Origin of the sequence: Aureimonas flava, from assembly GCF_003583935.1 — a bacterium.
Taxonomy (GTDB): domain Bacteria; phylum Pseudomonadota; class Alphaproteobacteria; order Rhizobiales; family Rhizobiaceae; genus Aureimonas; species Aureimonas flava.
This window is the reverse complement of record NZ_QYRN01000008.1, coordinates 1-26,912: the sequence shown is the minus strand read 5'-3', so window position 1 is coordinate 26,912 and position 26,912 is coordinate 1. Positions and strand designations below refer to the sequence as shown.

The 26,912-nt window shown below is 73.9% G+C and carries 24 protein-coding genes and 1 pseudogene; 12 read left to right on the top strand and 13 right to left on the bottom strand.

Features of this window, described 5'->3' with window-relative positions; genetic code table 11:
• Nucleotides 1-86: 86 nt before the first annotated feature.
• Nucleotides 87-938: an SDR family NAD(P)-dependent oxidoreductase gene (locus tag D3218_RS14985; RefSeq protein WP_119540907.1), complete on the top strand. Its 852-nt coding sequence runs from the start codon at nucleotides 87-89 to the stop codon at nucleotides 936-938.
• A gap of 7 nt (nucleotides 939-945) precedes the next feature.
• Here the strand turns inward: D3218_RS14985 and D3218_RS14980 are convergent, their stop codons facing one another.
• The 3 genes from D3218_RS14980 to D3218_RS14970 form a co-directional block, all read right to left on the bottom strand.
• Nucleotides 946-1,530 carry a cytochrome b gene (locus tag D3218_RS14980; RefSeq protein ID WP_280959975.1) on the bottom strand — a complete coding sequence of 195 codons (585 nt, stop codon included), beginning with the start codon at nucleotides 1,528-1,530 and terminating at the stop codon, nucleotides 946-948.
• Between the two features lie 110 nt (nucleotides 1,531-1,640).
• Nucleotides 1,641-3,104: a cobyric acid synthase gene (locus tag D3218_RS14975; RefSeq protein WP_119540906.1), complete on the bottom strand. Its 1,464-nt coding sequence runs from the start codon at nucleotides 3,102-3,104 to the stop codon at nucleotides 1,641-1,643.
• Nucleotides 3,105-3,127: 23 nt separating this feature from the next.
• On the bottom strand, nucleotides 3,128-3,874 hold the full coding sequence (locus D3218_RS14970; RefSeq protein ID WP_119541067.1) for a TSUP family transporter: 747 nt from the start codon (nucleotides 3,872-3,874) through the stop codon (nucleotides 3,128-3,130).
• Between the two features lie 274 nt (nucleotides 3,875-4,148).
• Here D3218_RS14970 and D3218_RS14965 point away from each other — a divergent pair, with 274 nt between their 5' ends.
• The 6 genes from D3218_RS14965 to cobM are packed head-to-tail and all read left to right on the top strand — an operon-like array spanning nucleotide 4,149 to nucleotide 10,484.
• Nucleotides 4,149-5,309 (top strand): sirohydrochlorin chelatase, encoded by a 1,161-nt coding sequence (locus D3218_RS14965; RefSeq protein ID WP_119540905.1) that lies wholly within the window; start codon nucleotides 4,149-4,151, stop codon nucleotides 5,307-5,309.
• A gap of 13 nt (nucleotides 5,310-5,322) precedes the next feature.
• Complete coding sequence (locus tag D3218_RS14960; protein WP_168990557.1) at nucleotides 5,323-5,967, top strand: precorrin-8X methylmutase; 645 nt, start codon at nucleotides 5,323-5,325, stop codon at nucleotides 5,965-5,967.
• Nucleotides 5,964-7,178 (top strand): precorrin-6y C5,15-methyltransferase (decarboxylating) subunit CbiE, encoded by a 1,215-nt coding sequence (gene cbiE / locus D3218_RS14955; RefSeq protein ID WP_119540903.1) that lies wholly within the window; start codon nucleotides 5,964-5,966, stop codon nucleotides 7,176-7,178. Before D3218_RS14960 ends, cbiE begins: the two co-directional genes overlap by 4 nt.
• Nucleotides 7,175-7,906 carry a precorrin-2 C(20)-methyltransferase gene (cobI, locus tag D3218_RS14950; RefSeq protein WP_119540902.1) on the top strand — a complete coding sequence of 244 codons (732 nt, stop codon included), beginning with the start codon at nucleotides 7,175-7,177 and terminating at the stop codon, nucleotides 7,904-7,906. Before cbiE ends, cobI begins: the two co-directional genes overlap by 4 nt.
• Entirely contained in the window at nucleotides 7,903-9,708 is a 1,806-nt protein-coding gene (gene cobJ, locus D3218_RS14945) for a precorrin-3B C(17)-methyltransferase (protein ID WP_119540901.1), read from the top strand. Before cobI ends, cobJ begins: the two co-directional genes overlap by 4 nt.
• The gene (gene cobM / locus D3218_RS14940; protein WP_119540900.1) at nucleotides 9,705-10,484 is read left to right on the top strand and encodes a precorrin-4 C(11)-methyltransferase; all 780 of its coding nucleotides are present in this window, start codon (nucleotides 9,705-9,707) and stop codon (nucleotides 10,482-10,484) included. Before cobJ ends, cobM begins: the two co-directional genes overlap by 4 nt.
• On the opposite strand, the gene D3218_RS14935 is transcribed toward cobM, so the two are convergent.
• Nucleotides 10,473-11,216 (bottom strand): cobalt-precorrin-6A reductase, encoded by a 744-nt coding sequence (locus D3218_RS14935; protein WP_119540899.1) that lies wholly within the window; start codon nucleotides 11,214-11,216, stop codon nucleotides 10,473-10,475. The two genes, cobM and D3218_RS14935, sit on opposite strands and share 12 nt — an antisense overlap.
• Complete coding sequence (locus tag D3218_RS14930) at nucleotides 11,206-12,342, bottom strand: cobalt-precorrin-5B (C(1))-methyltransferase (RefSeq protein WP_119540898.1); 1,137 nt, start codon at nucleotides 12,340-12,342, stop codon at nucleotides 11,206-11,208. The genes D3218_RS14935 and D3218_RS14930 overlap by 11 nt, the downstream gene beginning before the upstream one ends.
• A gap of 47 nt (nucleotides 12,343-12,389) precedes the next feature.
• On the opposite strand from D3218_RS14930, the gene D3218_RS14925 reads away from it, so the two are divergent.
• Genes D3218_RS14925 through cbiB form a run of 3 tightly spaced genes read left to right on the top strand, consistent with a single transcriptional unit; the run spans nucleotide 12,390 to nucleotide 15,675 of the window.
• Complete coding sequence (locus D3218_RS14925; protein ID WP_119540897.1) at nucleotides 12,390-13,697, top strand: cobyrinic acid a,c-diamide synthase CobB; 1,308 nt, start codon at nucleotides 12,390-12,392, stop codon at nucleotides 13,695-13,697.
• The gene (cobD, locus tag D3218_RS14920) at nucleotides 13,694-14,710 is read left to right on the top strand and encodes a threonine-phosphate decarboxylase CobD (protein ID WP_119540896.1); all 1,017 of its coding nucleotides are present in this window, start codon (nucleotides 13,694-13,696) and stop codon (nucleotides 14,708-14,710) included. The genes D3218_RS14925 and cobD overlap by 4 nt, the downstream gene beginning before the upstream one ends.
• Nucleotides 14,707-15,675 (top strand): adenosylcobinamide-phosphate synthase CbiB, encoded by a 969-nt coding sequence (cbiB, locus tag D3218_RS14915; RefSeq protein ID WP_119540895.1) that lies wholly within the window; start codon nucleotides 14,707-14,709, stop codon nucleotides 15,673-15,675. Before cobD ends, cbiB begins: the two co-directional genes overlap by 4 nt.
• Here the strand turns inward: cbiB and D3218_RS14910 are convergent.
• Nucleotides 15,665-16,441, bottom strand: coding sequence for an adenosylcobinamide-GDP ribazoletransferase (locus D3218_RS14910; RefSeq protein WP_119540894.1), 777 nt, complete (start codon nucleotides 16,439-16,441; stop codon nucleotides 15,665-15,667). The genes cbiB and D3218_RS14910 overlap by 11 nt on opposite strands.
• Nucleotides 16,442-16,567: 126 nt before the next feature.
• Here D3218_RS14910 and cobT point away from each other — a divergent pair, with 126 nt between their 5' ends.
• Nucleotides 16,568-17,584 (top strand): nicotinate-nucleotide--dimethylbenzimidazole phosphoribosyltransferase, encoded by a 1,017-nt coding sequence (cobT, locus tag D3218_RS14905; protein ID WP_119540893.1) that lies wholly within the window; start codon nucleotides 16,568-16,570, stop codon nucleotides 17,582-17,584.
• Between the two features lie 102 nt (nucleotides 17,585-17,686).
• Here cobT and D3218_RS14900 read toward each other — a convergent pair whose 3' ends face one another.
• The 6 genes from D3218_RS14900 to D3218_RS14875 form a co-directional block, all read right to left on the bottom strand.
• The gene (locus D3218_RS14900) at nucleotides 17,687-17,914 is read right to left on the bottom strand and encodes a DUF3329 domain-containing protein (RefSeq protein ID WP_119540892.1); all 228 of its coding nucleotides are present in this window, start codon (nucleotides 17,912-17,914) and stop codon (nucleotides 17,687-17,689) included.
• Between the two features lie 136 nt (nucleotides 17,915-18,050).
• A complete protein-coding gene (locus D3218_RS14895; RefSeq protein ID WP_119540891.1) occupies nucleotides 18,051-19,226 on the bottom strand; it encodes an OpgC family protein in 1,176 nt (391 codons plus the stop codon).
• A gap of 210 nt (nucleotides 19,227-19,436) precedes the next feature.
• Nucleotides 19,437-19,766: a hypothetical protein gene (locus tag D3218_RS14890; RefSeq protein WP_136625110.1), complete on the bottom strand. Its 330-nt coding sequence runs from the start codon at nucleotides 19,764-19,766 to the stop codon at nucleotides 19,437-19,439.
• A 2-nt stretch (nucleotides 19,767-19,768) separates the two neighbouring features.
• Nucleotides 19,769-21,406, bottom strand: a complete 1,638-nt coding sequence (locus tag D3218_RS14885; protein WP_245415062.1) for an OpgD/OpgG family glucan biosynthesis protein — start codon at nucleotides 21,404-21,406, stop codon at nucleotides 19,769-19,771.
• 101 nt (nucleotides 21,407-21,507) lie between these two features.
• The gene (locus tag D3218_RS14880; RefSeq protein WP_245415061.1) at nucleotides 21,508-21,999 is read right to left on the bottom strand and encodes a MarR family winged helix-turn-helix transcriptional regulator; all 492 of its coding nucleotides are present in this window, start codon (nucleotides 21,997-21,999) and stop codon (nucleotides 21,508-21,510) included.
• 467 nt (nucleotides 22,000-22,466) lie between these two features.
• Entirely contained in the window at nucleotides 22,467-22,928 is a 462-nt protein-coding gene (locus D3218_RS14875) for an Lrp/AsnC family transcriptional regulator (RefSeq protein ID WP_119540889.1), read from the bottom strand.
• A gap of 128 nt (nucleotides 22,929-23,056) precedes the next feature.
• On the opposite strand from D3218_RS14875, the gene putA reads away from it, so the two are divergent.
• A complete protein-coding gene (gene putA, locus D3218_RS14870) occupies nucleotides 23,057-26,761 on the top strand; it encodes a trifunctional transcriptional regulator/proline dehydrogenase/L-glutamate gamma-semialdehyde dehydrogenase (protein ID WP_119540888.1) in 3,705 nt (1,234 codons plus the stop codon).
• Between the two features lie 22 nt (nucleotides 26,762-26,783).
• Here the strand turns inward: putA and purU are convergent.
• Nucleotides 26,784-26,912 (bottom strand): annotated as a pseudogene (purU, locus tag D3218_RS14865) (formyltetrahydrofolate deformylase); the annotation flags it as partial.

Here is a 26,912-nt window from a genome sequence, read left to right as displayed (position 1 = left end):
CGTCCTTTCGCTTCCCGCACTCCCCATGGGGCGCGAGCCTGCTATGTCCAAGGCGAATCGAAGGCAGCTACCCGAGGATCATTCCGATGCACCATCCCGCCATCGCCCCGCTCCACACCGCCGTCGTGATCGGGGGCGCGGGCGGCATCGGCCTTGCCGCCGCGCGCCGCTTCGCCCGCGCCGGCCTCAAGGTCGCCGTGGTGGACCGGCGGATGGACGATCTGGCCGCCGCGCACGAGGAACTGGTGGCGCTGGCCGACGGCGACGAGACGCGCGTGGTCGCGGCGGCCTGCGACGTCAGCGACCGGGCGGGCCTGGAGAAGACCGCCGGCCACATCGCCGAGCGCCTCGGCAAGGTCCACGTCCTGATGAACAATGCCGGCATCCAGCCGGGTTCCTCGATCTTCGGCGACCAATCCAACTGGGACGCCGTGCTGTCGATCAACCTCGGCGGCGTGATCAACGGAACGCGGGTCTTCGGACCGGCCATGATGGCGCACGGCGAGCCGGCGCTGATCGTCAACACCGGGTCCAAGCAGGGCATCACCACCCCGCCGGGCGATCCGGCCTACAACGTGTCCAAGGCCGGGGTGAAGGTGTTCACCGAGGCGCTCCAGCACGAGCTGCGCGGGACCGAAGGCCACCAGGTCCAGGCGGCGCTGCTGATCCCCGGCTTCGTGTTCACCGGGCTCACGGCGCGGGGCCGCACCGAGAAGCCGGAGGGCGCCTGGACGCCCGACCAGACCGTGGACTTCATGATGGAGCGGCTGGAGGCCGGGGATTTCTACATCCTGTGCCCGGACGGGGAGACGGACCGGCGGACGGACGAGAAGCGCATCCGCTGGGCGGCCGGAGACATCGTCGAGAACCGTCCGCCGCTGTCGCGCTGGCACAAGGACTGGGCCGGCCGCTTCAAGGACTTCGCGACCGAGGACTGAGCGGCGCTCAGACCGAGCGCAGCGAGCGCGGCCCCCGCTCGGGGCCGCGCGTCATGCGGCGCAGCGTCGCGTCGCGCCGCACCAGCCCATGCCAGAGCGCCATGGCGATGTGACCGGCGATGAGCACGAAGAGCGTCCAGCCGAGAAACCCGTGCAGGAGGTTGGCGGGTGCGGTCAGTGCCGGGTTCGCCTCGCCGCCGGGTGCCACGAGCTGGATGCCGTAGACCCGCAAGCCGCGCCCGTTGCCCGCGGCGCGCAGGATGGCGAGCGAGGGCACGATCACCATCAGGAGATAGAGCGCGAGGTGGCCGAGCGTCGCCGCGCGCTGGAGGAGCCGCGACCCCTCGTGCGGGGGGCGATGCTTCAGCTGCGAAAGGCCCCAGACGGCGCGCAGGAGCACCAGCGCCCAGAGCGTGAAGCCGACCGAATAGTGCGTGCCCCAGAAGAACCGCTCCACCGCCGTGTCGTGCGCAAGCGCCGACAGGACCACGGTGGTGAACTGCCACGTGAACAGGAGCGCCATGCTCCAGTGGAGCATGCGCGACACGAGGCCGTAGCCCGTGCGGGAATCGGTCAGGGGCGAGGCGGCCACGGCGTATCTCCTGTTGCACCGCGGCGAACCCTGGAGCGATTCCACATGGATTGCCAATTACGGATTTGACATCTCGCGGCGCGCCGCGAAGTCTCGGACCGCCGCCACGCTCAGCGGGCGCGGGCGATCCGCTCCAGGGCGGCGATGTCGAGGCAGGCCTCGAGCCGGGCGGCGATCGCGTCCAGCGCCCGCTCCACCTCGGCCCGGTGCGAGCGGCCCGCGGGCGCGACGCCGAGGCCGCCGAGATAGGCCTCGCGCCAGCGGTCCCCCGCGAAGAGGCCATGCAGATAAGTGCCCCGCACCCGGCCGTCGGCGCTTGACGCGCCCTCCCGCTCGGCGCCGACATGGGCGAAGGGCCGGTCCCGGTCCGGGCCCTCGCTGCGGCCCATGTGGATCTCGTAGGCCGGGAAGGGGGTTCCGTCGCCGGCCCGGGCCTCGACCTCGCGCAGGGTCTTCGGGCCCGCGATGCGCGTGTCCACGTCCAGGAGGCCGAGCCCCTCGGCCTCGCGCGCCTCGCCCTCGATACCGTCCGGGTCGAGGATGCGCCGCCCCAGCATCTGGTATCCGCCGCACAGTCCGAGCACGTGGCCGCCGCGCGAGCGGTGCGCCAGGATCGCCCGGTCCCACCCTTCGCGGCGCAGGGCGCCGAGATCGGCGATCGTCGCCTTGGAGCCCGGCAGGAGAACCAGCCCCGCCCCGTCGGGCCAGGGCTCGCCCGGCCGCACCAGCGCGAGCGACACGCCCGGCGTCGCCGCGAGCGGGTCGAGGTCGTCGAAATTGGCGATGTGCGGCAGGCGCGGCACCGCGATCAGGAGGTCGCCCCGCCTCGAGTCCGCCGGCGGGCGTCGGTCGAGGGCCACGGAATCCTCGGCGGGCAGCCGGGCGGTCTCGGGCAGCCAGGGCACCAGGCCGAACCCGGGCCAGCCGGTGAAGCGGGTGACGGCGGCCATGCCCTCGCCGAACAGCGCCGGGTCGCCCCGGAACTTGTTGACCAGGAAGCCCGCCACCTGCGCCCGGTCCTCCGGCGGCAGGATCGCGTGGGTGCCGACCAGCGAGGCGATCACGCCGCCGCGGTCGATGTCGCCCACCAGCACCACGGGAACGCCCGCCGCGCGCGCGAAGCCCATGTTCGCGATGTCGCCGGCCCTGAGGTTGATCTCGGCCGGCGAGCCCGCGCCCTCGACCACCACGAGGTCGGCATCCTCGCCGACGCGCGCGAAGCTGTCGAGCACGGCGGGCAGGAGCGTCGCCTTCAGGCGCTGGTAGTCGCGCCCGGCCGCCGTGCCCCGCACCTCGCCCCACACCACCACTTGCGAGCCGGTCTCCGACTGCGGCTTCAGGAGCACGGGGTTCATGTGGACGCTGGGGGCCGTGCGGCAGGCCAGGGCCTGGAGCGCCTGCGCACGGCCGATCTCGCCCCATTCGCCCCGGTCGCCGTTCCAGGCGACGGCCGCGTTGTTGCTCATGTTCTGCGGCTTGAAGGGGCGCACCCGAAGCCCCCGGTCGACGAACAGGCGGCAGAGCCCGGCCACCAGCACGCTCTTGCCGACGTCGGACCCGGTGCCCTGCAGCATCAGGGCGGGCGGGCGCCGCGCGCTCACGACCAGAGAAGGCGCGCCGCGAGCCCGATGCACACCACCACCAGGAGCGGACGGATCAGCCCGGCGCCGAAGCGCATGGCGACGCCGGCCCCGACGCGGGCGCCGAGGAACTGCGCGAGGCCCATCGCCAGCCCGAGCTTCCAGTGGATGGAGCCGACCAGGGCGAACACGCCGAAGCCGCCGAGATTGGAGGTGAAGTTCAGGAGCTTGGTGTGGGCGGTCGCCTTCAGCACGCCGTAGCCGGCCAGCGAAACGAAGGCGAGCATGAAGAACGAGCCCGTGCCCGGCCCGAACAGCCCGTCATAGGCGCCGATCAGCGGGACCAGGAACAGCGCGAAGGCCCGGGGCGAGACGCGTCGCTCGCGGTCGACGTCCGACAGGCCGGGCTTCAGGGCGAAATACACGGCGATGGCGATCAGCAGGAACGGCAGGAGCCGGCGCAGGAAGTCCAGCGGAAGCGAGGCGGCGAGGAGGGCGCCGAGGCAGGCGCCGGCGAAGGACAGGGCGGCGGCGGGCAGGAGCGGGGCGAGCCGCACGTGCCCCCTTCGCGCGTAGGAGATCGTCGCCGAGGCCGAGCCGAACAGCGACTGGAGCTTGTTGGTGCCGAGCGCCGAGAGCGGGTCGAGGCCGCCGAGCAGCAGCGCGGGCACGGTGATCATGCCGCCGCCGCCCGCGATCGCGTCGATCATCCCCGCCGCGAAGGCGGCGAGGACCAGAAGCAGGAAGGTTTCGTTGAGGGGCATGTCGGTCTTCGGCATCCGGCGTTCGCGGGGACGGTCACAGGCCATAAGCCCGCCCGGGGCCGGGGCCAAGCGGAAAAGGCCGGGGTTTGACGAAGCCGCCCGCCTGCGGCATGAAGCCGGAGCCTGACGGTGCCCCTCGGGGGCTCTGACACCATGATTTCACGGGCGGCCGACCCAATCCGGGGGCCGACGCGGAAACCGGCGGATCGATTCGCCGCGCGGGGAAAGCCCCGGCGCGACGCCTCCTCCGGCGCGACAAGGACGGAGGACGATCATGAAGGCCTTGATGCTGTGCGGCCACGGCAGCCGCGACCGGGGTGCGGTGGACGAGTTCCGGGGGCTGGCCGAGAAGATGGCGCGCCGCCTGCCCGACTGGGAGGTGGACTACGGCTACCTCGAGTTCGCGACGCCGATCATCCGCGACGGCCTCGACCGGCTGCGGGAAAAGGGGGCGCGCGAGATCCTGGCGCTGCCCGGCATGCTGTTCGCCGCCGGCCACGCCAAGAACGACATCCCCTCCGTCCTCAACACCTATGCCGCGCAGAACGACGTGTCGGTGACCTACGGGCGCGAGCTCGGCATCGACCCGAAGATGATCCGCGCGGCGGGCGAGCGCATCCGCGAGACGCTGCGCGCCGACGGCTGGCGCGACGGCGAGCCGCTGCACGACACGATGCTGGTCGTGGTGGGGCGCGGCGCGTCCGACCCCGACGCCAATTCCAACGTCGCCAAGGTCATGCGGCTCCTGTGGGAGGGGCTCGGTTTCGGCTGGGGCGAGACCGCCTATTCCGGCGTGACCTTTCCCCTGGTGGAGCCGGGGCTGACCCATGCCGCCCGGCTCGGCTACCGGCGCATCGTCGTCTTCCCCTACTTCCTGTTCACCGGCATCCTGGTGGACCGCATCTACGACGCGACGGACCGCGTGGCGGCGGACCACCCCGCCATCCGCTTCCTGAAGGCGAAGTACCTGGGCGCCCACGACCTCGTGGTGGAGACCTTCGTGGACCGGCTGGAGGAGATCCTCGGCGGCACCAACGTGATGAACTGCCAGATGTGCAAGTATCGCGAGCAGGTGCTGGGCTTCGAGGCGGAGGTCGGCCTGCCGCAGGAGAGCCACCACCACCACGTGGAGGGCATCGGCACCGGACCGTCGACGGCCGGCGCGGGCGCGCATCATCACCACGGCGCGGGCGACGACCATTCGCACGGGTCCCACGGCCACGCGCATCCCCATGACCATCACCATCATGGCCACGGGCACGACCATGGCCATGGGCATCACCACGACCACGAGCACCACCACGACCACGACCATGGCCACGGCCACCCCCATCATGCGCCCGGCCACCACCACGGCGAGGGCCATGCCCACACGCATCACCCCTATCCGCATGCCGATCACCCGCTCGGGCCCCGCACGCTGAAGCGGCACTGAGCGGCCGATGCCCGTGCCCGACCACCTGCGCGACCCCGCCGCGATCTACGCGGCGAGTTTCCGCACCATCCGCGAGGAGGCGGCGGACGCGTTGGCGCGCCTGCCCGGCGAGGCGCATGACCTCGCCATCCGCATCGCCCACGCCTGCGGCATGGCGGACGCGATCGACGACCTCCTGGTCTCGCCGGACGCCGTGGCGGCGGGACGGGCGGCGCTGCGCGCCGGCGCGCCGGTGCTGGTGGACGCGCAGATGGTCGCGCACGGCGTGATCGGCGCCCGCCTGCCGGCGGGCAACCGCGTGGTGTGCCGGCTGGGCGATCCGGGCGTCGCCGAGCGCGCCCGCCTCGGGGCGACCACGCGTTCGGCCGCGCAGGTCGATCTCTGGGAGGCCGACCTCGCGGGCGCGGTGGTGGCGATCGGCAACGCGCCCACCGCGCTGTTCCGCCTCCTGGAGCGTCTGGACCGGGGCGTGCCGCGCCCGGCCGTGATCCTCGGCTTTCCCGTGGGCTTCGTGGGCGCCGCCGAATCCAAGGCGGAACTCGCCGGCGATCCGCGCGGGGTGCCGTTCGCGACCCTTCGCGGCCGGCGCGGGGGCAGCGCGATGGCGGCGGCGGCTGTGAACGCGCTCGCCGCCGGTCTCGTGGGGGCGCCGGCATGACGCCCTGGCTCCACCTCGTCGGCATCGGCGACGGCGGCATGGACACGCTCACGCCCGAGGCCGCGCGCATCGTTGCCGGCGCCGAGATCGTGTTCGGCGGTGCCCGGCACCTCGCCCTCCTGCCCGAAACCCATCCGGCCGAGCGGCGGCCCTGGCGCTCGCCCTTCGCCGATTCGGCGCCCGACATCCTCGCCGCGCGCGGGCGCCGCGCCGTGGTGCTGGCGACCGGCGATCCCTCCTGGTTCGGCCCGGCGCGCTGGCTGCGCGGCGTGCTGGGGCCCGGCGAGTTCGCCGTGCTGCCCGCCCCTTCGGCCTTCTCGCTCGCCGCCGCGCGCCTCGGCTGGTCGCTCGAGGACGTGCGCTGCCTGTCGATCCACGGCCGCCCGCCGGAAGCCCTGGTGCCCGAGCTCCGCGACGGCGCGCGCCTCCTGGTGCTGGCGGAGGACGCGCGCTCGCCCGCGCGGCTTGCGGAGCTTCTGCGCGCGCGGGGGTTCGGCGCGAGCCGCCTCCATCTCCTGGAGCACATGGGCGGCGCGGCCGAGCGGCTGCGCGAGACGGTGGCGGACGGGGACGTGCCGGCCGACGTCGCCGCGCTCCACACGATCGGCGTGGACTGCCGCGCCGACGCCGGTGCGCGCCGCTTCTCCGCCGTTCCGGGCCTGCCGGACGACGCCTTCCGGCACGACGGCAAGATGACCAAGCGCACGCTGCGGGCGCTGGCGCTGGCCGCCCTTGAACCGATGCCGGGCGCGCTTCTGTGGGACGTCGGCGCCGGCTGCGGCTCGATCTCGGTGGAGTGGCTGCGTGCCGCCCCAGGCGGCCGCGTGCTCGCCATCGAGCCGGACGCGGCGCGCCGCGCCATGATCGCCGAGAACGCGGCTCGCCTCGCGCCCGCGGGCCTGCGCATCGTCCCCGAGCGCGCCCCGGCCGCCTTCGAGGGCCTGCCCGCGCCCGACGCCGTGTTCCTCGGCGGCGGGCTGACGGACGGCCTGTTTCCCGCCGCCTTCGGGGCCCTGAAGCCCGGCGGCCGGCTCGTCGCCCATGCCGTCACGCTGGAATCGGAGCAGATCCTCCTCGCGCTCCACGAGGTCCATGGCGGCGAACTCCTGCGCGTGTCGGTCGCCGCCGCCGAGCCGGTCGGCCCCTATCGCGGATGGCGCCCCGCCATGCCCGTCACCCATTGGCACGTCACCAGGAAGGGCACGCCATGACAGGCCGGCTCATCGGCATCGGCCTCGGGCCGGGCGACCCGGAGCTCCTGACGCTCAAGGCCGTGCGCCTGATGCGCGCCGCGCCGGTGATCGCCTATCCGCTCGCCGAGGGCGGCGAGAGCCTGGCGCGCGCCATCGCCGCCCCGCACCTGCCGGGCGGGCAGGACGAGATCGCGATCCCGCTCTGCATGTCGGCCGACCGCGCGCCGGGGCAGGGCGCCTACGACCGCGCTGCGCCGCGCATCGCCGCAGCCCTCGAGGCGGGGCGCGACGTGGCCGTCCTGTGCGAGGGCGACCCGCTCTTCTACGGGTCCTTCCTCCAGCTCCTCGCGCGCCTGGGGCCGCGTCATCCGGTCGAGATCGTGCCGGGCGTCTCCTCCGTGATGGCCGCCGCCGCCCGCGCGCGGCACCCCTTGAGCGCGCGCGCCGACCGTTTTGCGGTTCTGCCCGCGACCCTGCCGGACGGTGCGCTCCGCGCCGCGATCGAAGCCGCCGAGAGCGTCGCGATCCTGAAGCTCGGTCGCCATTTCGCGCGGGTGAAGGCGCTGATCGAGGACATGGGTCTGACCGGCCGGGCGACCTATGCCGAGCGCGTCGGCCAGCCGGGCGAGCGGGTGCTGCCGCTCGGCGAGACCGGCGGTGCCGCGCCCTACTTCGCGCTGATCCTCATTTATCGAGGCGCCGAGCCCGCCATCCTCGCCTCGCTCGCCGCCGGAGACGCCCGATGAGCGCGCCCGCGATCCTGTGCCTCGCTCCCGCCGCCCTGCCGCTCGCCCGCAGGCTGGCCGACGCGCTGCGCGGCGAGGTGCACGGGGGGCCGCGCGTCGCGGGTGCCGACGTCGCCTTCGCCGATGCCGCCCCGCATCTGCGGGCCCTGTTCGCGCGGGGCACGCCCATCGTCGCGCTGATGGCGGCGGGCGCGCTGATCCGCGTCCTGGCGCCGCTGCTGGTCGACAAGGGCGCCGAGCCGCCGGTGCTGGCGGTGGCCGAGGACGGGTCCTGCGTGGTGCCGCTCCTCGGCGGCCATCGCGGCGCCAACGACCTCGCGCGCCGCATCGCCTCGATGCTCGGCGTCGCGCCTGCCGTGACCACGGCCGGCGACCTGCGCTTCGGCGTCGCGTTGGACGCGCCGCCGGAAGGCTTCGCGCTGGAGAACCCCGAAGACGCCAAGGCGGTGATGGCCGAGCTCCTCGCCGGCGAACATGCCTGGATCGAGGGCGAGGCGGCGTGGCTGGAAGCGGCGTCGCTGCCGCTTTCGGACGACGGGCGCGTGACGCTGCGCATCGCGGACGAGGCCCGCGCGCCGGCGCCGCTAGAACTGCTCTACCGGCCGAGGACCCTGGTCCTCGGCATCGGCGCCGAGCGCGGCGCCCCGCCGGAGGAGGCCGTGGCGCTGGCCGAGCGCGTGATGGCCGAATCCGGCCTCAGCCCGCTGTCGCTCGCCGCCGTGGCTTCCCTGGACCTCAAGGTGGACGAGCCCGCCGTCCATGCGGTGGCGCGTCGCTTCGGCGTGCCCGCGCGCTTCCTCGACGCCGCGCGGCTGGAGGCGGAAGCGCCGCGCCTTACCGCGCCCTCGGACGTGGTGTTCCGCGAGACCGGCTGCCATGGCGTGTGCGAGGGCGCAGCCCTTGCGGGCGTCGGGTCGGACGGGGCCCTCGCGGTGCCCAAGCGCAAGTCCGCCCGCGCCACGGCGGCGCTCGGCCGCGCCCCCGGGCCCGTCGACCCGGCCGCGATCGGCCGCGCGCGGGGCGCGCTCTTCGTGGTCGGCATCGGCCCGGGCGGGGCGCACTGGCGCTCGCCCGAGGTCTCGGACATGGTCGCGCGGGCCACCGATCTCGTCGGCTATTCGCTGTATCTCGACCTCCTGGGGCCGCTGGCGACGGGCAAGCGTCGCCACGACTTCGACCTCGGCGCGGAGGAGGCGCGCGTCCGTTTCGCGCTGGAACTGGCGGCCGAGGGGCGCGACGTGGCGCTGGTGTGCTCGGGCGACGCCGGCATCTACGCGATGGCGACCCTCGTGTTCGAGCTGGTCGACCGGGGCGACCTGTCCGACGGCGCGCGCCGCGTGGCGCTCGCCGTGTCGCCCGGCATCTCGGCGCTCCAGGCGGCCGCCGCCCGCGCCGGGGCGCCGCTCGGACACGACTTCTGCACCATCTCACTATCCGATCTCCTGACCCCTTGGGAGGACATCCAGCGGCGGGTCAGGGCGGCGGCGGAGGGCGATTTCGTGATCGCCTTCTACAACCCCGTTTCCAAGCGCCGCCGCACCCAGCTCGCCCATGCGCGCGAGGTGCTTCTCGCCCACCGCCCCGCCGACACGCCGGTGGTGCTCGCCACCAATCTCGGACGCGCGGGCGAAAGCGTGCGCATCGTCCCGCTGCAGGACCTCGACGTCGACGAGGTGGACATGCTGACCGTGGTGGTGGTCGGCTCCAGCAACACCCGAGCCTTCGCCAGCGGCGAAGGGCGGACCTATGCCTATACGCCGCGCGGCTACGCCGCCAAGGCCGGATCGGGGATCGGATCGTGACCGTCCATTTCATCGGCGCCGGCCCCGGCGCGCCCGACCTCATCACCGTGCGCGGCCTGCGGCTGATCGAGAGCTGCCCGGTCTGCCTCTATGCCGGATCGCTGGTGCCGGAGGAGATCGTCCGCGCGGCGCCGGCCGGCGCGCGCGTCCTCGACACCGCGCCGATGCATCTCGACCAGATCGTGGCGGAGATGGAGGCGGCGCATCGCGCAGGCCTCGACGTCGCCCGCGTCCATTCGGGCGATCCGTCGATCTACGGGGCGACCGCCGAGCAGATGCGGCGGCTCGACGCGCTCGCCATCCCTTACGACGTGACGCCGGGCGTGCCCGCCTTCGCGGCGGCGGCCGCAGCGCTCCGCCAGGAGCTGACGATCCCCGAGGTCTGCCAGAGCGTGATCGTCACGCGCACGGCGATGAAGTCCTCGGCCATGCCGGAGGGCGAGGATCTCGCGACGCTCGGCCGGAGCGGCGCGACGCTGGCGATCCACCTGTCGATCCGCAACCTCGCCCATATCGAGCGCGAGCTCGGCGCCCTGCCGGCCTACGGGCCGGACTGCCCGGTGGTGGTCGCCTATCGCGTCGGCTGGCCCGACGAGGCCTTCATCCACGCGACGCTCTCCACCGTGGCCCGGCGCGTGCGCGAGGCGAAGCTCACCCGGACCGCCCTGGTGCTGGTGGGGCGGGCGCTGGGCGCCGAGGGCTTCGTCGATTCCAAGCTCTACGATGCCGCCCACCCGCACATCCTGCGCCCCGTGCGCGGCCGCTCAGCCGGCTAGCCAGGCGAGCGCCGCCTCCGTGTCGGCCGCGAGCGGCGGCGGCGGCGGTGGCGGGCGGTCGATCAGCACCACGGGAAGCCCCAGGGCGCGCGCCGCCTCGACCTTGGCGAACGAGGCCCGCCCGCCCGAATCGCGGCACACGAGATGGGTGACGCCCGTCCGCGCCATCAGCGCGACTTCCGCCGCGCGGTCGCCCGGCTTGCCGAGCACGAGGTCGGCCGCGAAGGGCAGGTCGTCCGGCGGGTCCACCATGCGCAGCACGGGCCGGAGGTCGGGCCGGTGGCGGAACGTGGCGAGATGCTGGCGGCCGAGCGCCAGGAACGGGCGCGCCCCGTGCGGCAGGGCGTCGCGGGCACCGGCGAGGCAGGCGACCCGCAGCCAGCGGTCGTCCGGCCCCGCCGTCCAGCCGGGACGGTGGAGCGCGAGGCGCCGGACGCCCGCCGTCGCGGCGGCTTCCGCCGCGTTGCGCGAGATGCCGGCCGCGAAGGGATGCGTCGCGTCGACGAGGTGCGTGATCGCTTGCGAGCCCAGGAAGGCGGCGAGCCCCGCCGCCCCGCCGAAACCGCCGATCCGCGCGTCGATCCCGGCCGGCAGGTCGGGCGCGAGCGTGCGGCCGGCCAGGGACAGCACGAGAGGAAGGCTCGGGCGCTCCGCGGCGAGCCGACGGGCGAGCGCCGTCGCCTCCGCCGTTCCGCCGAGGATCAGGACCCGCCGGGGACGGTCAGCCGGCATGGGCGATCACCCGTCCGGCCCGGTCCGTCACCAGCACCTCGACGCCGACGGCGGCGTCGCCCAGCGCCTCGCGCGCCGTGTCGCGCGCGCGGGCCGCGACGGGTGCCGCCAGGTCGATGCCGCGCGCCCGCGCCAGATCCAGAACCTCCTTGGCCGTGTTGGCGCCGAGTACCGCCGCCTCCAGATCCCCGCCGGCGCCACCCGCGAGGCCGAGCAGGAAGCGGAGGTCCACCTGGCTGCGCCCCGAATGGAGGTCCAGCGCCCCCTGCGCCAGCTTGGTGAACTTGGCGAAGCCCCCGGCCAGCGTCAGGCGCGGCACGGGGTGCCGGCGCAAATATTTGAGGACGCCGCCGGCGAAGTCGCCCATGTCGAGATAGGCGATGTCGGGAAGGTCCGGATAGCGCCGGCGTGCCGCGTCCTCGCTGGCCGAGCCCGTCGCACCGACCACGTGCCCGAGGCCGGAGGCGCGCGCCACGTCGATCCCGCGATGGATCGAGTGGATCCAGGCCGAGCAGGAGAACGGATGCACGATCCCCGTGGTGCCGAGGATCGACAGGCCGCCGAGGATCCCCAGCCGACCGTTCCAGGTCCGTTCGGCCAGGCGCTCGCCGTCCGCCACCTCGATCACGATCTCGACGTCCGGCGACACGCCGTGGGCGGCGCACAGCGCCTCGACCTCGGCCCGCATCAGGGCGCGCGGCACCGGGTTGATCGCCGGTTCGCCGGGCGGGATCGGCAGGCCGGGCCGGGTCACCGTGCCGACGCCCGGCCCCGCGCGGAACACGATGCCGGTGCCCGGCGCCCCCAGCCGCACCCGCGCCCCGACCTCGGCGAGGTGCGTCACGTCGGGGTCGTCGCCGGCGTCCTTGACGATCGCGGCGAAGGCCTCGCCGCCCGCGACATGGGCGCGCGCCAGCGGAAACGCCGGTCGCTCGCCCTTGGGCAGCACGATCTCCACGGGGTCGGGAAATGCGCCGGAGAGCAGCGCGGCGAGCGCCGCCTTGGTGGCGGCGGTGGCGCAGGCGCCCGTGGTCCAGCCGCGCCGCAGCGGCACGCCCTCGCGCGTCGCCGCCGCCGCGTCCGATCCGCCCGCCCGTGTCCGGCGCTGCCCGCCATCGATGCCCATGCGGGGGCTTATAGGCGCCGCGCATCCGTGCGAAAAGCGCCGCAATCATGAGCGCGCATCCGCCCCGTCCCGGTCTCCTCGTCGCCGCGCCGCAATCCGGCAGCGGCAAGACGCTCCTCACGCTCGCGCTCCTGCGCTGGGCGCGCGGGCGCGGGCTCGCGCCGGCACCCGCCAAGGCCGGGCCCGACTATATCGACCCGGCCTTCCACACAGCCGCCGCCGGGCGCGCCTCGGTCAATCTCGACCCCTATGCGATGCGCCCCGCGCTGCTCCGCGACCTCTGCGAGACCGGCGGCGCGCCGCTCGTGGTGGAGGGGATGATGGGCCTGTTCGACGGGGCGGCGGACGGCACCGGCTCGGCGGCGGATCTTGCCGGCGCCATCGGCCTGCCGGTGCTGTTCGTGGTGGACTGCGCGCGGCAGTCGCAATCCGTCGCGGCCCTGGTGCGCGGCTTTCGCGACCACCGGCCGGACCTCCCCTTCTGCGGGCTCGCGCTGAACCGCGTCGCGAGCGCCCGGCACGAGGCGCTCCTGCGCGCGGCGCTGGCGCCGCTGGGGCTGCCGGTGCTCGCCGTCCTGCCGCCGCGCGACGGCCTGCGGATGCCCGAACGCCACCTTGGGCTTGTCCAGGCGGGCGAGACCGCGGGGCTCGACGGGTTCCTGGACGAGGCCGCCGCGTGGTTCGCCGAAGGGGCGGACACGGCAGCCGTCGAGGCGCTGCTCGCGCCCGCGCCCGCGCCTCGTCCCGAACGCGCCCCCGCGCCGCGCCTCGCCCCGCTCGGGGCGCGGGTGGCCGTGGCGCGCGACGAAGCCTTCGCCTTCGCCTATCCGCACCTCCTCGACGGCTGGCGCCTGGCGGGCGCGGAGCTGTCGTTCTTTTCGCCGCTGGCGGACGAGGGGCCGGAGGCGGCCGCGGACGCGGTGTTCCTGCCGGGCGGCTATCCCGAGCTCCATGCCGGGCGCATCGCGGCGGCGGCGGGGTTTCGGGCGGGCATGGCGGCGGCGCGGGCGCGGGGCGCCGCGATCTACGGCGAGTGCGGCGGCTACATGGTTCTGGGAGAGGGGCTGGAGGACGAGGGAGGGGCGCGCCACGCCATGCTGGGCTTCCTGCCGCTCGAGACCAGCTTCGCCCGGCGCCGGCTGCATCTCGGCTACCGCCGGCTCCGCGCGCACGCGGGCGCGCCCTGGGCCGGGGCGCTGACGGGCCACGAGTTCCACTACTCCTCCGTGGTGGCGGAAGGGGCGGGCGATCGCCTGTTCGACGCGGCGGATGCGCTGGGCCGGGATCTCGGTGCCGTCGGCCTTCGGCGCGGCCGCGTCTGCGGCTCCTATATCCATGTGATCGATCGCGCATGAGCGCGCATCTCGTCCATGGCGGGGCGCTGGACGCCGCGCTCGCGCGCTTCGGCGGTCGGCGAGAGGACTGGCTGGACCTCTCTACCGGCATCAACCCCGTGCCGCCGCCCCTGCCGGCGCTGGAGTCCGAACTCTTCGCGCGCCTGCCGGAGGCCGCGTCGGAGGCGCGCGCGCGTGACGCCGCGCGGCGCCATTGCGGCGCGCCGGCCGGTGCGGGCGTGGTGGCGGCGCCGGGCAGCCAGGCGCTGATCTCGCTCCTGCCCCACCTCCTGCCGACGGGTCCCACGGCGATCCTCGATCCCGCCTATGCCGAGCACGCGCGTGCGTTCCAGGCGGCCGGGCACGACGTTCTCCCCCTCGCCGCGCCGGAAGAGTGCCCGCCCGAAACGCGGGTCGCGGTGGTGGTGAATCCCAACAATCCCGACGGGCGCCGCTTCGGCCGCGCCGCGCTGCTCGCTCTGGCGGACGCGCTCGCCGCGCGCGGCGGCTGGCTGCTGGTGGACGAGGCCTTCATGGACGCGGACCCGCGCGAGAGCCTCGCCCCCGACGCCGGCCGGCCGGGACTGGTGGTGCTGCGCTCGTTCGGCAAGTTCTTCGGCCTCGCCGGCCTGCGCCTCGGCTTCGCGCTCACGGTGCCGGACCTTGCCGACCGGCTGGCGGAGCGGCTCGGCCCCTGGGCCGTGTCCGGTCCAGCGCTGGCGGTGGGCGAGCGGCTGATGGACGACGCGGCGCTGGTGCGCGGGCTGCGCGAGGCGATCGCGCGCCGCGCCGCGCTGACGCGCGGGGCGATCCGGTCGTCCGGGTTCGTGCCGACGGGCGACGCCGCGCTGTTCGCCCTGGTGGAGGCACCTCGCGCCCACGCGCTGTTCGAGGCCCTGGCGCGCCGGCATGTGCTCGCGCGCCCCTTCGTGCGGCGGCCCGACTGGCTGCGGCTCGGCCTGGTTCGCGACGAGGCGGAGGCCGCGCGGCTCGCCGACGCCTTGGCCGGCGCGCGGGGGGATGCGGGCGCTTGAACGCCGTCCTCGCCGCCCTCGCCCTGGCGCTCGACCGCATCCTCGGCGATCCGGACGCGGTGTGGCGGCGCGTGCCCCATCCGGTGGCGGGCTTCGGCGCGCTGATCGCCGCCGCCGAGCGCCGGGGCAACCAGGCGCACTGGCCGGCCCGCCGGCGGCGGGCGGCCGGCACGGTGTCGATCCTCGCGCTTCTCGGTCTCGCCGCGCTTCTCGGCCACGGGCTGCACCGTCTCCTGGCTCCGCTCGGCTGGCCGGGCCTCGGCGTGGAGGCGCTGGTCGCCTCCGTGTTCCTGGCGCAGCGAAGCCTTGCCGACCATGTGGGCCGCGTCGCCGGGGCGCTGGACAGGGAAGGCCTCGCCGCTGGCCGGCGCGCGGTGTCCATGATCGTCGGCCGCGACCCGGAGGCGCTGGACGAGGCGGGCGTCGCGCGCGCCGCGATCGAGAGCCTGGCCGAGAACGCCTCGGACGGGGTGGTCGCGCCCTGGCTGTTCCTCCTCGTGTTCGGCCTGCCGGGGCTCCTCGCCTACAAGATGCTGAACACGGCCGATTCGATGATCGGACATCTCGACGATCGCTACCGCGACTACGGCTGGGCCGCGGCGCGGCTCGACGACGTCGCCAACCTCGTTCCGGCGCGGCTGACCGCCGGCCTTCTCGTGCTGGCCGCCGTCCTGACGTCCGGGCGCGGGGCGGGCGTGCGGGCCGCGCGCGCCGCGTGGGCCGACGGGCGGCGCCACCGTTCGCCCAATGCCGGCTGGCCGGAAGCCGCCGCCGCCGGGGCGCTGGCGCTCGCGCTCGGCGGCCCGCGCCGCTACGGCACGCTCGCGGTGGAGGCGCCGCTGCTCCATGCCGCCGGCCGGCGCGTGGCGACGGCGGCCGACATCCGCGCCGCGCTGCGCCTGTTCCGCCGGGTCTGCGACCTCCTTCTCGCGCTGACGCTCGTGGCTCTCGCCTTCACGGGGTGAGGAGCGCGAGGCCGAGGAGCCAGGCGATCTCCACGGTCTGCTGGCAGGCGCCGAGCGTGTCGCCCGTCTGGCCGCCAAGGCGCCGCCGGACCACGCGCCGCAGCGCCTCCCAGGCGAGCGCGGCGAGCGCCAGGGGCAGGAGCGCGGCGCCCCAGCCGAAGAGGGGCTGGGTCAGGAGAACGGCGAGGCCGAACCCGAGGAGGGCGGCCCAGCCGCCTTCCGCCGCCGTGGGGCGACCGGCGCGGTCGGCGAGCCCGCCGGGATCGGCGCTCGGAAGCGCGGCCCAGAAGAGCGCCATCGCGCCGCGGCTCGCCGATGCGGCGCCGGCCAGCGCCAGCGCGGCGGCCGGTGCCGAGCTCCCCGCGACGTCGGCGAGCAGCGTGACGCGCAGAAGCAGCGCGCCGGCCAGCGCCAGCGCGCCGTAGGTTCCGGTGCGGCTGTCCTTCATGATCGCCAGCGCGCGCGCCTTGTCGGCATGGCCGAACAGCCCGTCCGCTGTGTCGCCGAGCCCGTCCTCGTGCAGCGCGCCGGTGAGCGCGACCAGGAGAAGCACCGCGACCGTCGCGGCGGCGAGCGGCGCGAGGCCGGCCTCGCCGAGACCGGCGAGAACCAGAGCGGGCAACGCGGCCACGAGGAGCCCCGCCACCGGAAAGGCCGGCGCGTCCCGCCCCAGCGGCACCGGGGTGCCGGCGAACGCGCCGCCTACCGCCGGCAGGCGCGTCAGGAAGGCGCTGGCGCGCAGCACGGAGCGGACGGGGCGAATCATGCCGCCACCCTACACCAGGCGGGGCGCCGCCGCCGGTGGCGGCGAGGGCGCGGCCGGGTTTGCGGCGGGCGGCCTTTGCGCCTATCACGCGGAGCCCGCCCGCATCGCTTTCGGAGACGCCCGCCCATGTCCGCCACCGGCCTTCCCTTCGACGACATCCGCGCCCTGCTCCGCCAGATGCCGGCGGCCGACGGGGCGGCGCGGCACGCGGCCCGCCACCGGCAGGAGGAGCTGACGAAGCCGTCCGGCAGCCTCGGCCGGCTGGAGGAGATCGCCGAGTGGATGGCGGCCTGGCAGGGCCGAGCGCCCACCGTGGATCGGCCGGTGGTCGCCGTGTTCGCCGGCAACCACGGCGTGGCCCGCAAGGGCGTCTCGGCCTTTCCGCCCACGGTCACCCAGTCCATGGTGGAGAATTTCGCGGCGGGCGGGGCGGCGATCAACCAGATCTGCGCCACGTTCGATCTTGGGCTCAAGATCTTCGACCTGGCGCTCGACTACCCCACCGCCGACATCACGGAGGAGGCGGCGCTCGGCGAGCGCGACTGCGCGGCCACCATGGCCTTCGGCATGGAGTGTCTGGCGGGCGAGCCCGACCTCCTCGTCCTCGGCGAGATGGGCATCGGCAACACGGCCGTCGCCGCCGCGATCTTCGCCGCCCTGTTCGGCGGCACGGCGGCCGACTGGGTCGGCCCCGGCACCGGGCAGGACGCGGCCGGCATGGCGCGCAAGGCGGCGGCGGTGGACGAGGCGCTGGCGCTGCACCGCGCGCACTTCGCCGATCCGCTGGAGGTGCTGCGACGGCTTGGCGGCCGCGAGATCGCGGCCATCGCGGGCGCCATCCTCGCCGCCCGCATGCAGCGCGTGCCGGTGATCGTGGACGGCTTCGTCGCCACCGCCGCCGCCGCCGTGCTCCATGCCATGGATCCGCGCGCGCTCGACCATTGCCTGTTCGGCCACGTCTCCGCCGAGCCCGGCCATCAGAAGGCGCTCGCGATCATGGACAAGGTGCCGGTGCTGGCGCTCGGCATGCGGCTCGGCGAGGGCACGGGCGCGGCGCTGGCGGCCGCCGTGGTGAAGGCGGCCGTGGCCTGTCACAACGGCATGGCGACCTTCGCGCAGGCCGGCGTCGCCAACCGCGACTGAAAGCCCGTCCGAAGGGGCCGCCGGGCCGGCCGGGCGATGCTTTCCGCCACTCGTCTCGCTGCCGATCCTCCGCTGGCGGCTTCCCGGGCGGAGCCGTGAGGGTCAGGCGGCCGGCGGCGGTCCCGGCTCGCCGGGCGCCTCGGCGGCCTCCGGCGGCGGCTTGTAGGCCACGAGGAACGTATAGGCGGCATAGGCTCCGATCGCGCCCGTCATGATGCCCCAGGTCGGGTCGCCCATGACGAACTCCACCACCGACCAGGCGGCGCAGACCGCCACCACCGCGACGCGGCGCCAGAGCGGGCGGAAGAAGGGATGGCTTGCATCCTTCAAGGGGCGATCCTCCTGCCGGCCGATCCGGCTCCGGTCTTATAGCGGGCCCGGCGGCCGGAGGCACGAGGGGGGCGACCCCACGATCCCGCGAGGTGGCCACCGAGCGCGGGAACCGGAGCGAACCGGCGAAGGGGCGTCAGGCGCGCGCGCCCGCGCCGACCTTCTCCTGCGGGCGCTCGGGCACGGCGAGGGCCGGCTGCGTCGGCGCGTTCACCGCCCGCCACCAGTCCAGGAACAGCGCCAGCGCGAAATGCACGCCGAGCCCCAGCACGATCAGCCCCGTGTCGAAGGCCAGCGACGGCTCGCGGTTGAGCCGCAGGAGCTGGAACAGGAGCGACAGCACGGTGCCGACCGCGAAAACGGGCAGCGAGTGGCGCCCCAGCAGCGCGAACGGGTTCTCGCGCCCGATCCGCTGCAGCGGCGAATGGGCCGGCGCGTGGGCGAACACGTAGATCAGCGCCAGGACGTGCAGGAGACGCGGCAGCGAGACGTAGGTCTTGTCGAATCCGCGCAGGAAGCCGGGCAGCGGCAGGGCGTTCTCCCAACCCCAGAGCGAGCAGGACACGAACACGAAGCTCACCGCGAGATAGGCGAGACACGCGAGGTAGAGCGGGCGCGAATAGGCCACCAGCGCGGCGCCTCCCGCCTTGGCGAGGCCGGTGGCGAGGCCGATGGCGAAGATGAGTTGCCAGGCGAAGGGGTTGAACTGCCAGCCGCCGGGATTGGGGTGGTTCGGCAGGTTGAAGCGCCATAGGCCGCAGGCGAGCCAGAGCGCGGCGGACGCGGCCAGCAGCCCCGGCAGCCCGACCCGGCGGACCACCGCCAGCATGGCCGGCAGCATCAGGAGCAGCACGGCGTACATCGGCAGGATGTTCAGATAGGCGAACTGGTGCCCGAGCGTCGCGATGCCGGCCAGCGTGTCCACCGGCCGCGACAGGAAATAGCCGAAGCCGAGCTGCATGAGGTAGCGCCCGTCGCCGGTCGCCAGCGCGGCGAAGGCGTAGAGGCTCGCCACGATCATCGTGAGCGCGATGTGGTTGAGATAGAGCACGCCCGCGCGGCGGAAGGCGCGGATCGAGGCGACGAGGCCCGAACGCTCGAGGAAGTTGCGGCCATAGGCGAGGGCGCAGGACACGCCGGCCAGGAACACGAACAGCTCGGCCGAATCGGAGAAGCCGAAATTGCGCGAGGTGAAATGCTCCCAGAGAACCCCGGGGACGTGGTTCACGAAGATCATCAGAAGCGCGACGCCGCGATAGAAGTCGATGCGATGGTCGCGCGGCGGGGGGAGGCGCCGGGATGGTGCTGTCATGAAAAACCCTGGTCGAGCCTTCGCTCGTTCGTCCGGCACGCCCTCGCGGGCGAATCGGTCGTCATGTCCCTGGGAGGGATATCGCGCTCGGATGGGGCGTCGGCAAGGCGCCCGGCCGGCGGCCGGACGGCGGCTTGGAGGCGCGGGCGGAAGACGGCGCCGGGCGGCCCCGTCGATCGCGGACGCGGATCGGCGCCGGCGGCGCCGGCCTCAGCGCATGTCGTCGTCGGTGCGCGTCATGTGCTCGCGCAGGATCGGGCGGACCGGCATGGACAGGGGCGAGCGCGGCGGCGGTAGGAGAAGCTTGCGCAGAAAGGCCAGCGCCTTGCGCTTGCCGAGCCGGGCCGCCTCGATCACCACCTGCGGCTCGGGGCCCGTGCGCCCCTCGAACACGAGCCGCTCGGCGATGGCCGCCAGGAGGTCGTCCTCCGAGAGGTCCGGACGGTCCACCAGCATGCCGGCCGGGCGCGCGTCGAAGAAGCGCTCGTGCGTCTCGTGCGGCGCCGCCGGCGCGGGCCCGGCGAGGGTTGCGGTGGGCATCCTCACGGCCGGCCCGTCCACTGGTAGAGCCAGGTTTCGGAGATGATGCGCTGGTTGTAGGAGAGCTTGGCACGCAGCTCGACGGGCGAGGCGTCGAGCTTCTCCAGCTCGATCGACAGGCGCCATCCGCCGCCCGGCAGGCGGCTGACGCCGCTATGGACGAGGCGGGCCGTGTCGGGGACTTCCAGGATCGGCACCACCACCGCGTCGCCCGGCAGGTTCTGCGCCGTGCCGGCCACGAAATTGATCTCGAAGCGGCGCAGGTTGGTCTCGCCCGTGTCGGCGGCGTTGCCGCCGAGCCCGGCATAGGTTCCGGCCACCATCGCCTGATGGCTTTCCATCTGGTCGTTGAAGCCCCAGTGCATCCGGTAGCGGAACTCGAACTGCGAGCCGGCCGCCGGCTTCTCCTCGGGCACCCAGAACGCGACGATGTTGTCGTTGATCTCGGAATCGGTCGGGATCTCGACGAGCTGGATGATGCCGCGGCCCCAGTCGCCCATCGGCTCGATCAGCAGCGAGGGGCGCAGCTCGTAATGCGCCTCCACGTCCTCGTAGTGCGAGAAGTCGCGGTCGCGCTGGAGCAGGCCGAAGAGCTTGGGCGAAGTTTCGCCGAAATAGGAGAGGGCGAGCTCCTCGGGGTTCTTCAGCGGGCGCCACAGGCGCTCGCCGCTCGGCCGTAGGATGAACAGGCCGTCGCTGTCGTGCACCTCGGGGCGGAAGTCCTCCCGCTCGTTGTGGTCGTTCTCGCCGAAATGGTACATCGAGGTCAGCGGCGCGACGCCGAGCCGCTCCACCTCGCCACGGAAGAACAGACGCGCGGTGACGTCGATCTGCGTCTCGACGCCCGGCCGCACTTGGAAAGCGTAGGCGCCGGCCATGCTGGGCCCTTCCAGCTCGGCGAAGATCTGGATCCCTTCCTGCCCCGGCTGCGGCTTCACGATGTAGAAGGCGGTGAAGCGCGGGAACTCTTCGGCCACCGCCGTCGCCGTGTTGATGGCGAGGCCGCGGGCCGACAGGCCGTAGCGGTTGTTCATGCCGAGCGCGCGGAAGTAGCTGGCGCCCAGGAACGAGACCAGCTCGTCGTAGAGGTCCGGCCGGTCGAGCGGGTAGTTCAGGCGGAAGCCCGCCACGCCCGGAAGCTGGATGTTCTGGAAGGTGGACGGGTCGAGCGGGGCGAGGAACTCGAAGTTGGCGCCCGAGAAGATCTGCGGCTGGAACCGGGTCCCGTCGCCGACGAACAGGCGCGTCGTGTCCTTGTAGAGGAAGCCGGGAAAATAGGCCTGGAGGTGGAAGTTCAGCGGCTCGTTCGCCCAGACCGTCTGGTCGCGCCGGTAGAGGATGCGCCGATAGCTGTCGTAGTCGAGGTCGGCGATCGGCTGCGGCAGGTCGCGCGCCGGCTCGCTCCAGGGCGCGGCGGCTCGGGCGCGCATCGCGTTGGACAGGGCGTCGAAGGAGAAGGCGTTGAGGTCCACCACGGTGGGCGGGGGCGCGGCGGGTGCGGCGGCGGGAGGCTGGACCACCGGAGCCGCCGGGTCGGCGGGCTGCTGGGCGCCGGCGCGATGCGCCCACAGGAGGGCGAGCGTTCCGCCCAGGCCGTATTTCAGGGCCGTGCGGCGGGAGGGGAGGGAAGAACTCGTCACGGAAATGGGAGGCTTCTTTCGGAAACGCGACAACGCCCTCAGCATAAGCAAAAAGCCGCCCCCTGCCTAGCGCGCCGTCCCGAAGCCGTCCTTTCCCTGCGTCAGCGCAGCCGGCGCAACTTGGCGGTGAGAAGCTCGTCCGCCTCGCGCAGGGATCCCAGGAGGTTCTCCCGTCGCTCGGGCGCCACGGCCGAGGCGAGGTCGGCTTCCAGCTTCTCCCACAGCGTCGCGACGCGCCCGCGCAACGCCCGGCCCGCCGGCGTCAGCATCACCATCGTGCGCCGCGCGTCGTGGCTGTGGGCCGTTCGCTCCACGAGGTTCTTCTCCATCAGCCGGTCCAGCATCTTGGACACGGTGGACGGTCGCACCGAAAGCTGGTCGGCCAGGGCCGAAACGCTGACCGGCACGCCCGGCTCCACCCGAGCCAGGAGCTGGTCCTGTCCGGGATGGAGGTCGAGTTCCATCAGAAGCAGGGAAAGGAAGGCGCGGGTCGATTTCGAGATCGACAGGAGGTGCTGCACCATCCCGTCGTCGGCCTGTGCGGATGGCACCGATGCGAGGGCGGCGCCGTGCGTGGATTGGGGCTGGCTCATGATCCCTTTGTGGGGTGGCGAACGACTTCGTGCATTTAACTGCTTGTAAGTCTGGCGAAGAAACTCAAGCATGAATGCCATCGCATTGCCACAACCCTGAATGGCGTTTTTCACCTTTTCGGTGTGATCGCGACGAACGCTTCATCCTGCTCGCCCAAGGCGCCGAAGGGGAAACCGGGGCGAAACCAGCCGCGCGGCGCTCTGCCGGACGGGACGCGGGACTGCGCAGCCACCGCATGCGCATCGGGCATCCGGCATCCGGCATCGGGCATCGAGCGCAACGGTCGCGACGGCGCGCGTGCCGGAGCGTCCGGGGATGCGGCGCTTCGCGATGAAGCGAACCGACGATCCTCGCTGCCCGCCCCGACGCAGGGCTGGAGGGGGAGATGCGCCTTCCCGGCGGGGCCGCATCACGCGCAGCTGCGGCGCGGGACCTGATGCGGCGCCGCTGCGCCCGTGGCTCGCCGCTACTTCTCCTTGATCGCCTCCATCGCGACGTTGGTGGACGTGCTGGCGACATGGGGCAGGTTGGAGATCGCCTCGCCCAGCACCTGGCGATAGCGCCGGATATCGCGGGTGCGCACCTTCAGGAGGTAGTCGAAGCGCCCGGCGATCAGGTGGCATTCCTCCACCTCGCGGATCCGTTTCACCGCCGCGTTGAAGGCGCGCAGCGCGTCCTCGCTCGTGGAAGCGAGCTTGACCTCGGTGAAGGCGACATGGTCGAGGCCGATCCGCCCCGGATTGATCACCGCCTTGAACCCATCCACCACGCCGCGCTCGACCAGCCGGCGGAAGCGGATCTGGCACGGGGTCTTGGACAGGCCGACGCGCGCGGCGAGTTCCGTCACCGAGATGCGCCCGTTCTCCGCCAGGATGTCGAGCATCCTGCGGTCGAAGGCGTCCAGATCGTCCATGCGAGGCTCGTCCATGGGTCGTTCGTCCTGAACAGAGGCGTCCGATCGATCCATACGGCCTGCGGAAGGGTGGACACAAGTCGGACGGCCGAGGCGCGAGCGGCTATCATGGCGCGACGCTTCCTCCCCTTCGGAGCCTCCCGATGTCCGAGACCTTCGATCGCCCCGCCACGGCCGACGCCGGCCCGGCGCGCCCCTTCTCGCGCTTCGCCCCGCCCCTCGGCGAGCCGACGCCCCTTCGCGCGGCGATCACCGCGGCCGCCCGTCGCCCGGAGACCGAATGCGTGCCGCCGCTGGTGGAGGCCGCGCGGCTGCCGCCCGAGATGCGCGAGCCCGTGGCCCGCACCGCCCGGCGGCTGATCGAGGCGCTGCGCGCCAAGCACAAGGGCACGGGGGTCGAGGGACTGGTGCGGGAATACTCGCTGTCGAGCCAGGAGGGCGTCGCCCTGATGTGCCTCGCCGAGGCGCTGCTGCGCATTCCCGATGCGGCGACGCGCGACGCGCTGATCCGCGACAAGATCGCCGACGGGGATTGGAAGTCGCATGTCGGCGCCGGGCGCTCGCTCTTCGTCAACGCCGCGACCTGGGGCCTCGTGGTTACCGGCCGGCTGACCACCACGGTCAGCGACCGCTCGCTGTCGGCCGCCCTGACGCGGCTGATCGCGCGCGCCGGCGAGCCCGTGATCCGGCGCGGCGTCGATATGGCGATGCGCATGATGGGCGAGCAGTTCGTCACCGGCGAGACCATCGCCGAGGCGCTGAAGCGCTCCAAGCCGCTGGAGGCCCGCGGCTTCCGCTATTCCTACGACATGCTGGGCGAGGCGGCGACCACGGCGGCCGACGCGGAACGCTACCGCCGCGACTACGAGACCGCGATCCACGCCATCGGCAAGGCCTCGGGCGGGCGCGGCGTCGTGGACGGGCCGGGCATCTCGATCAAGCTCTCGGCCCTCCATCCGCGCTACGGGCGAGCCCAGGCCGGCCGCGTGATGGACGAGCTGCTGCCGCGCGTGCGCGCGCTCGCCGTCCTCGCCAAGCGATACGATATCGGGCTCAACATCGATGCCGAGGAGGCCGACCGGCTGGAGCTTTCGCTCGACCTTCTGGAGGCGCTGAGCTTCGATCCGGCGCTGGAGGGGTGGCAGGGCCTCGGCTTCGTGGTCCAGGCCTACGGCAAGCGATGCCCCTTCGTGATCGACTGGATCGTCGACCTCGCCCGGCGCGCCGGGCGCCGCATCATGGTGCGGCTGGTGAAGGGCGCCTATTGGGACGCCGAGATCAAGCGGGCGCAGGTGGACGGCCTGCCGGGCTTCCCGGTCTACACCCGCAAGCTCCACACCGACGTCGCCTATGTCGCCTGCGCCCGCAAGCTGCTGGCGGCGACCGACGCCGTGTTCCCCCAGTTCGCCACCCACAACGCGCAGACGCTGGCCGCGATCTACCATCTGGCCGGCCCCGACTTCGGGCCCGGCCGATACGAGTTCCAGTGCCTCCACGGTATGGGCGAGCCGCTCTACGACGAGGTCGTCGGCCGCGCGAAGCTCGACCGGCCGGCGCGCATCTACGCGCCCGTCGGCACGCACGAGACGCTGCTCGCCTATCTGGTGCGCCGCCTCCTGGAGAACGGCGCCAACTCCTCCTTCGTCAATCGGATCTCCGACCCCAAGGTGTCCATCGAGACGCTGGTCGCAGATCCGGCCGAGCTGGTCGCCGCTGAGCCGGTGGTCGGCGCCCCGCACGAGGCGATCGCCGCGCCCGGGGATCTGTTCGCGCCCGTTCGCGCCAACTCGCGCGGGCTCGACCTGGCGGACGAGAGCGTGCTCGCCCGTCTGTCGGAGGAGCTGGCCGCCTCGGCGCGCACGCCGGTGGAGGCGTCCCCGCTGGTGGTGGATGGCGGGCGGGGCGGCGCGCCCCGCACGGTCCTCAACCCCTCCGACCGGCGCGACGCGGTGGGGCGGGTCGCCGAGCTGCCCGTGGAGGCGGCGGGCGCGGTGCTCGCGGCCGCCGCCGCGGGGGCCGCCGCCTGGGCGGGCGTGCCCACCGCCGAACGCGCGGCGTGCCTGGAGCGCGCGGCCGACCTCATGGAGGCGCGGATCGGCGCGCTGATGGGCGTGGTGATGCGCGAGGCGGGTAAGACGGCGACCAACGCCGTGGGCGAGGTGCGCGAGGCGGTGGACTTCCTGCGCTACTACGCCGCCGAGGCGCGCGCCGGCCTGGGGCCGGCCCACGAGCCCCTCGGCCCGGTGGTCTGCATCAGCCCGTGGAACTTCCCGCTTGCGATCTTCACCGGTCAGGTCGCCGCCGCGCTGGTGGCGGGCAACCCGGTGGTCGCAAAGCCCGCCGAGGAAACGCCGCTGATTGCCCACGAGGCGGTGCGCATCCTCTACGAGGGCGGCGTGTCGGCGGCCGCGCTCCAGTTCGCCCCGGGCGATGGGCGGCTCGGCGCCGCGCTGGTCGCCGCGCCCGAAACGGCGGGCGTGATGTTCACCGGGTCCACCGAGGTCGCCCGGCTGATCCAGGCCCAGCTCGCCGAGCGCGTCTCGTCCGACGGGCGGCCGATCCCGCTGATCGCCGAAACGGGCGGGCAGAACGCGATGATCGTGGATTCCTCCGCGCTCGCCGAGCAGGTCGTCTCCGACGTGATGGCCTCGGCCTTCGATTCGGCCGGCCAGCGCTGTTCGGCGCTGCGCGTCCTGTGCCTGCAGGACGACATCGCCGACCGGACGCTCGCCATGCTCAAGGGCGCGATGCGGGAGCTGACCCTCGGCCGGCCGGACCGCCTGGCCGTGGACGTCGGCCCGGTGATCGGCGAGGAGGCGCGCGCCGGGATCGAGGCGCATGTGGAGCGCATGCGCGGCCTCGGTCTGGCCGTGGAATGCCTGGCCCTGCCGGAGGAGGCGCGCCACGGCACCTTCGTCGCGCCCACCCTGATCGAGATCGACGACCTCGGGCAGCTCCGCCGCGAGGTCTTCGGCCCGGTGCTGCATGTCCTGCGCTACCGGCGCGATGAGCTCGACCGGCTGGTGGAGGCGGTCAACGCCACCGGCTACGGCCTGACGTTCGGCCTCCACACCCGGCTCGACGAGACCGTGGCGCACGTGACGGGCCGGGTCCGCGCGGGCAACGTCTACGTCAACCGCAACGTGATCGGCGCGGTGGTGGGCGTGCAGCCCTTCGGGGGACGGGGCCTGTCGGGCACCGGGCCCAAGGCCGGCGGGCCGCTCTATCTCGGCCGCCTCGTGTCGCGCGCGCCGGTGCCGGTTCGCGAGGGCATGCCGCACACCGACGAGGCGCTGCTCGACTATGTGCGCTGGCTCGACCGGGCGGGGCACGCCGAGGACGCGGCCGCCGCGCGCGAGATGGCGGAGCGCTCCGGCCTCGGCCTCGTGCGCGAGCTGCCCGGTCCGGTGGGCGAGACCAACCTCTACGCTCTGCATCCGCGTGGCCGGGTGCTGCTCGTGCCCGAGACGGCGACCGGGCTGCGCCGCCTGCTGGCCGCCGCGCTCGCCACCGGCAACGGCGTGGTGGTGGACGGGGCGGCCGGCCTCGAAGGCGCGCTGCGCGACCTGCCGGCGGCGGTCGGGGCCCGCGTCTCGCACGCGGCGGACTGGGCGGCGAGCGGCCCCTTCGCGGGCGCCCTGGTGGAGGGCGACGGCGCGCGCGTGCAGGCCGTCTGCGCCCGCATCGCCGCGCTCGACGGGCCGCTGGTGCTGGTGCAGGCGGCCACCGGCGCGGCGCTGCGCGAGGATCCCGAAGCGATCTGTCTGAACTGGCTGGTGGAGGAGGTCTCGACCTCGATCAACACGGCGGCGGCCGGCGGCAACGCCAGCCTCATGGCGATCGGCTGAGGCGAGGGGCCGGCTCCGGCCCCTAGCCCATTTTGGTGGAGGCGTATCCGCCTGGGGATGCGGGAAAGACGACGGTTCGCTCGCCGTTGGGGAAGGTGCGGTGGTGGATGTGGGCGTGGATGGCGCGCGACAGGACCTGGGCCTCGACGTC

Bases quoted from the DNA above. Each gene is read 5' to 3' on its own strand.
- D3218_RS14985 (WP_119540907.1), top strand. From the start codon at position 87: ATGCACCATCCCGCCATCGCCCCGCTCCACACCGCCGTCGTGATCGGG.
- D3218_RS14975 (WP_119540906.1), bottom strand. From the start codon at position 3,104: ATGCTGCAGGGCACCGGGTCCGACGTCGGCAAGAGCGTGCTGGTGGCC.
- D3218_RS14970 (WP_119541067.1), bottom strand. From the start codon at position 3,874: ATGCCCCTCAACGAAACCTTCCTGCTTCTGGTCCTCGCCGCCTTCGCG.
- D3218_RS14965 (WP_119540905.1), top strand. From the start codon at position 4,149: ATGAAGGCCTTGATGCTGTGCGGCCACGGCAGCCGCGACCGGGGTGCG.
- cbiE (WP_119540903.1), top strand. From the start codon at position 5,964: ATGACGCCCTGGCTCCACCTCGTCGGCATCGGCGACGGCGGCATGGAC.
- cobI (WP_119540902.1), top strand. From the start codon at position 7,175: ATGACAGGCCGGCTCATCGGCATCGGCCTCGGGCCGGGCGACCCGGAG.
- cobJ (WP_119540901.1), top strand. From the start codon at position 7,903: ATGAGCGCGCCCGCGATCCTGTGCCTCGCTCCCGCCGCCCTGCCGCTC.
- D3218_RS14935 (WP_119540899.1), bottom strand. From the start codon at position 11,216: ATGCCGGCTGACCGTCCCCGGCGGGTCCTGATCCTCGGCGGAACGGCG.
- D3218_RS14930 (WP_119540898.1), bottom strand. From the start codon at position 12,342: ATGGGCATCGATGGCGGGCAGCGCCGGACACGGGCGGGCGGATCGGAC.
- D3218_RS14925 (WP_119540897.1), top strand. From the start codon at position 12,390: ATGAGCGCGCATCCGCCCCGTCCCGGTCTCCTCGTCGCCGCGCCGCAA.
- cobD (WP_119540896.1), top strand. From the start codon at position 13,694: ATGAGCGCGCATCTCGTCCATGGCGGGGCGCTGGACGCCGCGCTCGCG.
- D3218_RS14910 (WP_119540894.1), bottom strand. From the start codon at position 16,441: ATGATTCGCCCCGTCCGCTCCGTGCTGCGCGCCAGCGCCTTCCTGACG.
- cobT (WP_119540893.1), top strand. From the start codon at position 16,568: ATGTCCGCCACCGGCCTTCCCTTCGACGACATCCGCGCCCTGCTCCGC.
- D3218_RS14895 (WP_119540891.1), bottom strand. From the start codon at position 19,226: ATGACAGCACCATCCCGGCGCCTCCCCCCGCCGCGCGACCATCGCATC.
- D3218_RS14890 (WP_136625110.1), bottom strand. From the start codon at position 19,766: ATGCCCACCGCAACCCTCGCCGGGCCCGCGCCGGCGGCGCCGCACGAG.
- D3218_RS14880 (WP_245415061.1), bottom strand. From the start codon at position 21,999: ATGAGCCAGCCCCAATCCACGCACGGCGCCGCCCTCGCATCGGTGCCA.
- D3218_RS14875 (WP_119540889.1), bottom strand. From the start codon at position 22,928: ATGGACGAGCCTCGCATGGACGATCTGGACGCCTTCGACCGCAGGATG.
- putA (WP_119540888.1), top strand. From the start codon at position 23,057: ATGTCCGAGACCTTCGATCGCCCCGCCACGGCCGACGCCGGCCCGGCG.